The sequence below is a fragment of the Streptomyces bambusae genome, from assembly GCF_020532645.1.
GTDB lineage: Bacteria > Actinomycetota > Actinomycetes > Streptomycetales > Streptomycetaceae > Streptomyces > Streptomyces bambusae.
Genome location: NZ_JAJAUZ010000005.1, coordinates 210074 through 219815, shown reverse-complemented (window position 1 = coordinate 219815; position 9742 = coordinate 210074). Strand labels below are relative to the sequence as shown.

Here is a 9742-nt window from a genome sequence, read left to right as displayed (position 1 = left end):
TCACGGCCGGGGCCTCGACGGCGGTGGTCGCGGCGCGGGTGGCGCGGCGGCGGGTACGGGCCGGGGCGGCGGCCGGAGCAGCCTCCTCGACGACCGGCTCGACAGCCGGAGCCTCGGCGACGGCCGGGGTCTCGGCCACCGGAGCAGCCGCGGCACGCGTCGCACGACGACGGGAACGCGCCGGAGCGGCGGCCGGAGCAGCCTCCTCGACGACCGGCTCGACAGCCGCAGCCTCGGCGACGGCCGGGGTCTCGGCCACCGGAGCAGCCGCGGCACGCGTCGCACGACGACGGGAACGCGCCGGAGCGGCGGCCGGAGCAGCCTCCTCGACGACCGGCTCGACAGCCGGAGCCTCGACGACGGCCGGGGTCTCGGCGACGGCGGCGGTGGTCGCGGCGCGGGTGGCGCGGCGGCGGGTACGGGCCGGGGCGGCGGCGGGGGCCTCGTCGGCGGCCGGCGCGGCGGCAGGAGCGGCCTCGGCAGCCGGCTCGGGGGTCACGGCACCGCCGGGCGGGCCGGCCGGGCGGGACGCCGCGCGGCGCCGGCGGCGCGGCGGCAGGGTGTCACTGGGGCTGTCGTCAGCGCCGTTGTGAAGGGGTTCGTTGTTGAGCATGCGGGGGTTCTCCCGTCACGCTCCCGGGCGCCGCGGCTGACATCCGGTCCGGCGCGGTCCGCGCATCAACGTGCGCGGACCGGCCTCCGGGGCGCGTGCACCGCACGGGAGCTGTTGTCCGAGCCGCCGGTTCCGTACGTGATGTCCGTACGGCCTGGCGGAAGTCTTCAGGTCGGTGCGCGGCCCGACCCAGGTGGCTCCCGAGTTCGAGGGCTGCGCGTGCGACGACAGTCCCTACGCGGAACCTTCCGGCGCCTTCGCGTCGGCAGCTGCGGCGGCCGTGGGTGGGGCGGCCGTGACTGCCTCGCGGTCGGGCGCGAGCGGGTCGGTCACCGTGCCGGACTCCTCGTCGAAGAGCCCCTGCGCCAGCCTGGTCACCGCTGCGGGGACCGGCGGCGCCAGGTCGGCCACAGCTCGGAGACCGGACAGGACGTCGTCGGGTCGCACGGCAGGTGTCACGTGCCGAACAACCAGGCGCAGTATCGCACAGGCATTGTCCGCGGTCCTATCAGCCGGGGCAGGAAGCGCCTCGAGGCTGACTACAGCACCGCGGGTGTCGAAGGTCCGCAGGCCGTTCTTGGTACGGCGCTGGACCTCGACGCTCTCGGCTCCGAGGAACGCGGCGGTGGCCCGCTCGGCCTCGGCGTGTTCGACGCCTTCCAGCCGCAGCTCCCAGACGGAGGCGGTGAGCCGGTCGGCGAGGCCGGAGGTGCGGGCCTCGACGGCGTCGGTGATGTCGAGGCCGTCCGGCAGTGACTCGTCGAGCAGCTCGCGGAGCTTCTCGGGGTCGCGGGCCGCGGTGAGCGCGATCTCCAGGTACTCGGCCTCGGAGCCGGTGCCGGTCGGAGCGGCGTTCGCGTACGAGACCTTCGGGTGCGGGGTGAAGCCGGCCGAGTACGCCATGGGCACCTCGGCGCGGCGCAGGGCCCGCTCGAAGGCCCGCTGGAAGTCTCGGTGGCTGGTGAACCGGAGGCGGCCGCGCTTGGTGTAGCGCAGTCGGATGCGCTGCACCGCCGGTGCGGGCGGCGGGCCTTCGGGCTGTCGCTTGCCCAGTGGTTCTTCTCCTTGTGCGGGGCTCCGCGGCTCGCGCGTCGCCCTGAGGTCTGTCGGGCCGGACGGCCGCTCCCTGCCCCCGGCTCACGCCCGCTTGCGCAGGGAGATCTCGGAGGCGGTCGCCGCACCGTCGGCTGTCGTACTACCCAGAGTACGCGCCCGTGACCTCCGCGGTTCCCGGAAGTACCGCCGCAGGGGCTCAGCCGATGGAACCCGGCCCGGCCGGGCGGTGCGCCCGCGCCGTGACGGCGACCGGCAGACCGGGCATGCCGACCCGAGCACGTATGCCCCCGCCGGGGGCGAACCCGGCGGGGGCATACGTGTGAGGGACGGAACAGCGGCGGGAGCTACTTCACCACGCTGAGCGGCAGCAGCTTCTTGCCGGTGGGGCCGATCTGGATCTGGGTGTCCATCTGCGGGCAGACGCCGCAGTCGAAGCACGGGGTCCAGCGGCAGTCCTCGACCTCGGTCTCGTCGAGGGCGTCCTGCCAGTCCTCCCAGAGCCAGTCCTTGTCGAGGCCCGAGTCGAGGTGGTCCCAGGGCAGGACCTCCTCGTACGTGCGCTCGCGCGTCGTGTACCAGGCGACGTCCACGCCGTACCCGGGCAGGGCCTTCTCCGCGGCCTGCATCCAGCGGTCGTACGAGAAGTGCTCGCGCCAGCCGTCGAAGCGGCCGCCGTCCTCGTACACGGCGCGGATGACGTCGCCGATGCGGCGGTCGCCGCGGGAGAGCAGGCCCTCGACGATGCCCGGCTTGCCGTCGTGGTAGCGGAAGCCGATGGAGCGGCCGTACTTCTTGTCGCCGCGGATCTTGTCGCGGAGCTTCTCCAGGCGGGCGTCCGTCTCCTCCGCGGAGAGCTGCGGGGCCCACTGGAACGGCGTGTGCGGCTTCGGCACGAAACCGCCGATGGAGACGGTGCAGCGGATGTCGTTCTGCCCGGAGACCTCGCGGCCCTTGGCGATCACGTTGACCGCCATGTCGCCGATCTGGAGCACGTCCTCGTCGGTCTCGGTCGGCAGGCCGCACATGAAGTACAGCTTCACCTGGCGCCAGCCGTTGCCGTACGCGGTGGCGACGGTCCGGATCAGGTCCTCTTCCGAGACCATCTTGTTGATGACCTTGCGCATGCGCTCGGAGCCGCCCTCGGGGGCGAAGGTCAGGCCGGACCGGCGGCCGTTGCGGGTCAGCTCGTTCGCGAGGTCCACGTTGAACGCGTCGACGCGGGTCGAGGGCAGGGACAGGCCCACCTTGTCGTCCGCGTAGCGGTCCGCGAGGCCCTTGGCGATGTCACCGATCTCGGTGTGGTCCGCGGAGGACAGCGACAGCAGGCCGACCTCCTCGAAGCCGGTCGCCTTGAGGCCCTTCTCCACCATCTCGCCGATGCCGGTGATGCTTCGCTCCCGCACGGGGCGCGTGATCATGCCGGCCTGGCAGAAGCGGCAGCCGCGGGTGCAGCCGCGGAAGATCTCGACGGACATCCGCTCGTGGACCGTCTCGGCGAGCGGCACCAGCGGCTGCTTCGGGTACGGCCACTCGTCCAGGTCCATCACGGTGTGCTTGGACACCCGCCACGGCACGCCGGAGCGGTTCGGCACGACGCGCCCGATGCGGCCGTCCGGCAGGTACTCGACGTCGTAGAAGCCCGGGACGTACACGCCGCCGGTCTTCGCCAGGCGCAGCAGGACCTCTTCGCGCCCGCCCGGGCGGCCCTCGGCCTTCCAGGCGCGGATGATCTCGGTCATGTCGAGGACGGCCTGCTCGCCGTCGCCGATGACCGCGCAGTCGATGAACTCGGCGATCGGCTCGGGGTTGAAGGCCGCGTGGCCGCCCGCGAGGACGATCGGGTCGTCGAGGCCGCGGTCCTTGGCGGACAGCGGGATGCCCGCCAGGTCCAGGGCCGTGAGCATGTTCGTGTAGCCCAGCTCCGTGGAGAAGGACAGGCCGAACACGTCGAAGGCCTTCACCGGGCGGTGGCTGTCGACCGTGAACTGCGGCACGTCGTGCTCGCGCATCAGGGCTTCGAGGTCCGGCCACACGCTGTACGTGCGCTCGGCCAGGACGCCGTCGCGCTCGTTGAGTACCTCGTACAGGATCATGACGCCCTGGTTGGGCAGGCCGACCTCGTACGCGTCGGGGTACATCAGCGCCCAACGGACGTCGCACTCGTCCCACTTCTTGACGGTGGAGTTCAGCTCACCACCCACGTACTGGATGGGCTTCTGCACATGCGGGAGCAGAGCTTCGAGCTGTGGGAAGACCGACTCGGACATCACGCGACTTTCGTGAAGCGGGCAGGGGGTGACTCTCAAGCGTACCTTGAGGCGCAGCCACCCCCGCCCCGTCCATGATCGGCCGTCAGCCGCCGAGGGCGTCCCGCAGGCCCGGGGCGGCGGCCTTCTCCCAGACCTCCGGCAGTTCCCGTTCGCGGCGTTCGGCCAAGGCCTCCTCGCGGCCGTAGAGCAGGCCCCAGGTGAAGCCGGGCTCGCCGGCGTCGCGGGCCTGGGCGGCCAGACCGCGCAGCGCCTCGCGGGCGACGACGCTGTCCTGGTGGTCGCCGAGCAGGGTCTGCACCGACTTCATGGCCTTGGCGAACTTCTCGGCCGGCTTGCCGAGGGCGGGTGCCGCGGCCTCGGCCGCGTAACGGGCCCGTTTGGCGGCCTTGCGGGCGTCGTGCAGGGCGAGGTCGCGCTCTTCGCCCTCCGGCAGGCCGAGGGCGCTGTCGATGCGGCCGGCCAGCCGTTCGTAGTCGCGCAGGACGGCCTTGCGGAACACGGCGTCGGCCGGTTTGGCGGCCGCCGGCCGCAGGGGCGGGTCGGCGAGCAGGGCGTCGAGCGCGTCGAGCAGGCCGAGGTAGCGGGTGCTGTCGAGGACGGCGAGCGCGCGGCGCCGCGAGCCGGCCCGGCGGGTCTTGTTCCAGGTCCGCAGCCGGCTGCGGACCGGGCCGTCGGCCAGGGTGCGGGGCAGGCCGTCGAGGGCGTCCTTGAGGCGGTCGAGCAGGACTTCCTGGTCTCGGTCGACGCCCAGCTCGGCGGCGACCCAGCGGAGCTCCTCGCCGAGCGGGTCGGTGGCGGCCCGGTCGAGGATCCGGCGGTGGGTGCGGAAGGCGCTGCGCAGCCGCCGGGTGGCGATGCGCATCTGGTGGACGGCGTCGGGCAGGTCGCGGCGCACCGCGGGGTCCTGGGCGACGAGGGCGCGGACCTGGTCGTGGAGGTGTGCCAGGAGGACGGCGCCGGCGGTGCCGTCGTCGGGGGGCGGGGTGCGGCGGGGGGCTTCGGCGCCGGTCTCGGCGAGGGCGCGGGCGAGTTTGGAGGGTGCGTCGGAGGGGGCGAGGCCGGCCTTCTTGAGCTGTTTGGCGACGGCGTCGAGGAGGGCGGGGTCACCGTCGTCGGCGAGTTCCACCTCGACTTCGGTCCAGGTGGCCACGGCGCGCGGCAGCGTGAGCCGTTCGGCGCGGACCTCGTCGGCACTGAGTTCGGCGAGCAGCCCGCCGTCCGCGTCCAGCAGGTGCAGGACCCGGCGGGCGGACTGCAGGCGGACGAGGGGGACGGGGTCGGTGCTGCGGACCCGGGAGCGGACGAGTCCGGCGAGGTCCCGCGGGAGGTCGTCGGTGAGGGCGGCCTGCACCTCGTCCCGGACGCCGGGGGCGACGGGGAGCTTGAGGTGCCAGCCGGCGTCGGAGCCGCCGGTGCGGCGGCGCAGGGTCAGGCCGTCGGCGGCGAGCCGCTGGTCGGGGGTGTCGTAGTAGACGGCGTCGAGGTCGTCCGTGCCCCGGTCGAGGACGGCCGCGATGCCCGCGGTCCCGGTCAGGTCGGGGGGCTCGGCGAGGAACCGGCGCCCGGCTTTGGCTGTCGTGAACTCGAATTTCCGCTCGATCTCGCGCTTCGTGTCCGCCATGGACCGAACTTAGTCCTGAACGGCCCGCATCGGGCGGGTTACGGGTAAGTAGCCGGAACCTGGCGCAGGGGCGCCCCCGTCAGAGAGGCCCTAAGCCGACATCGGCCGCTCCACCTTGATCGACTGGAGCAGCCCGATCGCCACCCAGACCGCGAACATCGACGAGCCGCCGTACGACACGAACGGCAGCGGGAGGCCGGCCACGGGCATGATCCCGAGGGTCATCCCGATGTTCTCGAAGGACTGGAACGCGAACCAGGCGATGATCCCGGCCGCCACGATGGTCCCGTACAGCTCGGTGGTCTCGCGGGCGATCAGGCAGGCCCGCCACAGCACGATGCCGAGGAGCACCAGGATCAGCCCGGCGCCGACGAAGCCCAGCTCCTCGCCGGCCACCGTGAAGACGAAGTCGGTCTGCTGCTCGGGCACGAACTGGCCGGTGGTCTGCGAGCCCTTGAAGAGGCCGGAGCCCAGCAGCCCGCCCGAGCCGATCGCGATCCGCGCCTGGTTGGTGTTGTAGCCGACGCCCGCCGGGTCCAGCTCCGGGTTGGCGAAGGCCGCGAACCGGTTGATCTGGTATTCGTCGAGGACGCCGAGCTGCCAGACCAGGAGCGCGCCGACGACCCCGGATCCCAGCAGGCCGAACACCCACCGGTTGGAGGCGCCCGAGGCCAGCAGCACGCCGAGGACGATCACCACCATGACCATGACGGAGCCCAGGTCGGGCATCAGCATGACGATGCCCATGGGCGCGGCGGCCAGGCACAGCGACTTCATCACGGTCCGGTGGTCGGGGTGCACCAGGTCGCCCGCGTCCACGCGGGCGGCCAGCAGCATCGCCATCCCCAGGATGATGGTGATCTTGCAGAACTCGCTGGGCTGGAGGGAGAAGCCGCCGCCGATCACGATCCACGCGTGCGCACCGTTGATGGTGGCGCCGAGCGGCGTGAGCACGGCCAGCACGAGCACGAGCGAGAGCCCGTAGAGGACCGGCACCGCGCCGCGCAGGGTGCGGTGGCCGAGCCAGACGGTGCCGATCATCAGCACCAGCCCGATGCCGGTGTTCAGGGCGTGCCGCGCCAGGAAGTAGTACGGGTCGCCCTGGTTGAGCTGGGTCCGGTTGCGGGTGGCCGACCACACGAGGAGCGCGCCGATGAAGGACAGCGCGATCGCGGAGAGCAGTATCGGCCAGTCGAGCCGGCGCAGCAGCGAGTCGCGTGCGGTCAGCCTGGCGAGCGGTCCGCGCTCGGGTGCGTACCGGGACACCGAGAAGTTGTTCGCTCCGGTCACAGCGTCCGCCCGCCCATCCACACTTCACCGGGCGGACCGGCCTGCCCGGTCGGAGGTGCCTCCGGCAGCGGGACGTACGGCTTGACGGCCGGCGCGTCGATGGAGCCGTCGGCGTCGATCTTCGGCAGTCCGGCCTGGGGGCGGGGCAGCAGGGCCCGCCTGAGGTCCTGGTTGCCGGTCTTGTCGAGCCCGTACATGGCGTCGTAGATGTTGCGGACGGCGGGGCCTGAGGCGCCGGAGCCGGTGCCGCCCTGGGAGATCGTCATGACGATCGTGAAGTCCTTGGTGTACGTCGCGAACCACGAGGTGGTCTGCTTGCCGTAGACCTGGGCGGTGCCGGTCTTGGCGTGCATCGGGATCTTGTCCTGCGGCCAGCCGCCGAACCGCCAGGCTGCCGTGCCGCCGGCCTCGACGACCGAGCGCAGGCCCTTGTCGAGGTCCCTGACGGTCTCGGGGCCGACCGGCAGCCGGCCGTGGGACCGCGGCTTGATCTCGTCGATCCGCTTGCCGTCAGGGCTGATGACGGCCTTGCCGATGGTGGGGTTGAAGAGGGTGCCGCCGTTGCTGATGGCCGCGTAGGCGGTGGCCAGCTGGATGGGCGTGATGAGCACGTCGCCCTGGCCGATGGAGAAGTTGATGCTGTCGTAGGCCTTGAGCTGGTTGCCTTCGAGGCAGCTCTCGTACGCGATCTGCTCGACGTACGTGCCGCCCTTCTTGCCCTGCTTGCACCAGGCGTCCTTGTTGGCCTCCCAGAACCGCTGCTTCCACTGCCGGTCGGGGATCCGGCCCTGCACCTCGTTGGGGACGTCGATGCCGGTCTCGGAGCCGAAGCCGAAGTCGTGGGCGGTCTTGTAGAACCAGTCGTGCGCGCCCTTCTTGGGCTTGAGGCCGCCGTCGCGCTGCCACTCCTGGTGGCCGAGGCGGTAGAAGACGGTGTTGCAGGAGTACTTGAGCGCGTCCCCGAGGGTGATGGGTCCGTGCCCCTGCGACTCGAAGTTCGCGAAGCTCCGGTTGCCCATGCTGTACGAGGAGCTGCACAGGTACTTGTCGTTGAAGTCGAAGCCGGCGCGCACGGCCGCGCTCGCGGACACCACCTTGAAGACGGAGCCGGCCGGCGCCTGCCCCTGGATGGCCCGGTTGAGCAGCGGGTAGTTGGACGACTTGCTGGTGAGCTTGGCGTAGTCGGCGGCGGAGATGCCGCCGACCCAGGCGTTGGGGTCGTAGTCGGGCTGGGAGGCCATGGCGACGACCCGGCCGGTCTTGGACTCCATGACGACGACGGCGCCGGAGTCGGCCTCGTACTTGCGGCCGGTGATCTTGTCGGTGGTCTTGCGGACTTCCTTCATGGCGGCGGCGAGTTCGAACTCGGCGACGGCCTGCACCCGGGCGTCGATGCTGGTGACGAGGGTGGAGCCGGGCACGCCCGGGTCGGACTCGGTCTCGCCCATGACCCGGCCGAGGTTGTCGACCTCGTACGAGGTGACCCCGGCCTTGCCGCGCAGCTGCTTGTCGTAGGTGCGCTCGATGCCGGAGCGGCCGACCTGGTCGGAGCGCAGGTGCGGCGAGTCGGTGTCCTTGGCCTTCTGGATCTCCTCGTCGGTGACCGGGGAGAGGTAGCCGAGCACCTGCGAGGTGCGGGCCTTGCCGGGGGCCGGGTAGCGGCGGACGGCGGTGGGCTCGGCGGTGATGCCGGGGAAGTCCTCGGGGCGCTCGCGGATCTGCAGCGCCTGCTGGGTGGTGGCTTCGAGGGTGACCGGGATCGGCTGGTAGGGGGAGCCGTTCCAGCAGGGCTTGGGGGTCTGCGAGTCGCACAGCCGGATCTTGTCCATGACCTCCTTGGGGGTCATGTCCAGGACGTCGGCGAGGCGGGTCATGACGCCCTTGCCCCGGTCCTTCATCTTCATCAGCTCGGTGCGGCTGGCCGAGACCACCAGGCGGGTCTCGTTGTCGGCCAGCGGGACGCCGCGGGCGTCGAGGATCGAACCGCGCACGGCGGGGTGGACGACCCGCTGGACGTGGTTGCTCTTCGCCTCGTCGGTGTACTCGTCGCCGTTGCGGATCTGGAGGTACCAGAGCCGCCCGCCGAGGGTGAACAGCAGCGAGAAGACGATCACCTGGATGATGACGAGCCGGATCTGCACCCGGGGGGTGCGGCCGGTCTCGGGAATGTTGGTCACGCCTGGTCCCCCGTCACAGCTTCTTGACGCTCTTCACGCCCTTGACGCCCTTTATCCGGCCGGCCCGTCCGGCCCGGCTGCGGGCCGTGCGCAGCCGCAGGCCGCCGCGCTGGCTGCCGATGCGCAGGCCGGTGCCGCCGGAGAGCCAGCCGGAGGACACGTCGGTGCCCTGCGGCGGGCCGCCGTTGGCCTCGACGGCCATCGGATCGTTCTCGGCGCGGCGGGCCAGCGCCATGATGAACGGCACGGTGAACGGCGCGAGCAGCAGGTCGTAGAAGGCCGCGGTGAACAGCAGTCCGGTCAGGCCGACATGGCGGGCGGCGGTGTCGCCGACCAGGGCGCCGACGCCCGCGTAGAGCAGGGTGGAGCCGAGGGCCGCGGCGACGACGGTCAGCAGCGGGCCCCAGGCGGACCGGAAGCGGCCGTTGTCGGGGCGGACGAGGCCGGCGACGTAGCCGATGAGGCACAGCACCAGCGCGTAGCGGCCGGCGGCGTGGTCGGCGGGGGGCGCGAGGTCGGAGAGGAGTCCGGCGCCGAAGCCGATGACGGCGCCGCTGGTGTGGCCGTAGACGAGCGCGAGGGCGATGACGGTGAGCAGCACGAGGTCCGGGACGGCGCCGGGCAGCTGGAGCCTGCCCAGGATGGTGACCTGGACGACGAGGGCGACCACGACCAACGACGACGCGAGCAGGATCCGGTTGAAGCGCATGGCGGT

6 protein-coding genes and 1 pseudogene are annotated in these 9742 nt (G+C 72.1%); all 7 read right to left on the bottom strand.

Annotation, left to right across the window (positions count from 1 at the left end):
- A pseudogene (locus LG634_RS05960) lies at positions 1-613 on the bottom strand (hypothetical protein); the annotation flags it as partial.
- A 234-nt stretch (positions 614-847) separates the two neighbouring features.
- Positions 848-1624 (bottom strand): TIGR03936 family radical SAM-associated protein, encoded by a 777-nt coding sequence (locus LG634_RS05955; RefSeq protein WP_226732551.1) that lies wholly within the window; start codon positions 1622-1624, stop codon positions 848-850.
- A 389-nt stretch (positions 1625-2013) separates the two neighbouring features.
- Positions 2014-3939: a TIGR03960 family B12-binding radical SAM protein gene (locus LG634_RS05950; RefSeq protein ID WP_226732550.1), complete on the bottom strand. Its 1926-nt coding sequence runs from the start codon at positions 3937-3939 to the stop codon at positions 2014-2016.
- A gap of 82 nt (positions 3940-4021) precedes the next feature.
- A complete protein-coding gene (locus LG634_RS05945) occupies positions 4022-5560 on the bottom strand; it encodes a CYTH and CHAD domain-containing protein (protein WP_226732549.1) in 1539 nt (512 codons plus the stop codon).
- Positions 5561-5650: 90 nt separating this feature from the next.
- On the bottom strand, positions 5651-6850 hold the full coding sequence (rodA, locus tag LG634_RS05940; protein ID WP_226732548.1) for a rod shape-determining protein RodA: 1200 nt from the start codon (positions 6848-6850) through the stop codon (positions 5651-5653).
- Positions 6847-9027, bottom strand: coding sequence for a penicillin-binding protein 2 (gene mrdA / locus LG634_RS05935; protein ID WP_226732547.1), 2181 nt, complete (start codon positions 9025-9027; stop codon positions 6847-6849). The genes rodA and mrdA overlap by 4 nt, the downstream gene beginning before the upstream one ends.
- Positions 9028-9040: 13 nt before the next feature.
- A complete protein-coding gene (gene mreD, locus LG634_RS05930; RefSeq protein ID WP_226732546.1) occupies positions 9041-9736 on the bottom strand; it encodes a rod shape-determining protein MreD in 696 nt (231 codons plus the stop codon).
- Positions 9737-9742 lie beyond the last annotated feature (6 nt).

What these genes read in the sequence shown, in the direction of transcription:
- mreD (WP_226732546.1), bottom strand. Translation starts at nt 9,736, where the DNA reads ATGCGCTTCAACCGGATCCTGCTCGCGTCGTCGTTGGTCGTGGTCGCC.
- LG634_RS05945 (WP_226732549.1), bottom strand. Translation starts at nt 5,560, where the DNA reads ATGGCGGACACGAAGCGCGAGATCGAGCGGAAATTCGAGTTCACGACA.